Below are 263 nucleotides of genomic sequence, written 5' to 3'. Positions count from 1 at the left end.
CAGCGAGCGCGATGGCCGCCTCTACGGGCGTGGCACGGCGGACATGAAGGGCTACCTGGCCTGCGTGCTGGCGGCCGTCCCGGCGTTCCTCGCCGCGCCGTTGCGCCTGCCGGTGCACCTGGCGTTCTCCTACGACGAGGAAGTCGGCTGCCTGGGCGTCCGTTCGCTGCTCGCGGCGCTGGAGCGGCGTCCGCACAAGCCGTTGCTGTGCATCATCGGCGAGCCCACCGAGCTGAAGCCGGTGCTCGGCCACAAGGGCAAGC

At 71.9% G+C, this 263-nt stretch carries 1 protein-coding gene; it reads left to right on the top strand.

All coding sequences use genetic code 11. The annotated features are described in order from the left end of the window. Positions 1-263, top strand: a 263-nt coding sequence (locus ACLJNW_RS25905) for a M20/M25/M40 family metallo-hydrolase (protein WP_410961467.1), incomplete at both ends; no start/stop codon positions are given.

Source organism: Salmonella sp. SAL4457, from assembly GCF_046548235.1.
Lineage (GTDB): Bacteria > Pseudomonadota > Gammaproteobacteria > Enterobacterales > Enterobacteriaceae > Salmonella > Salmonella enterica.
The sequence above is the reverse complement of the archived record's forward strand: the minus strand, read 5'-3'. Positions and strand labels throughout refer to the sequence as shown.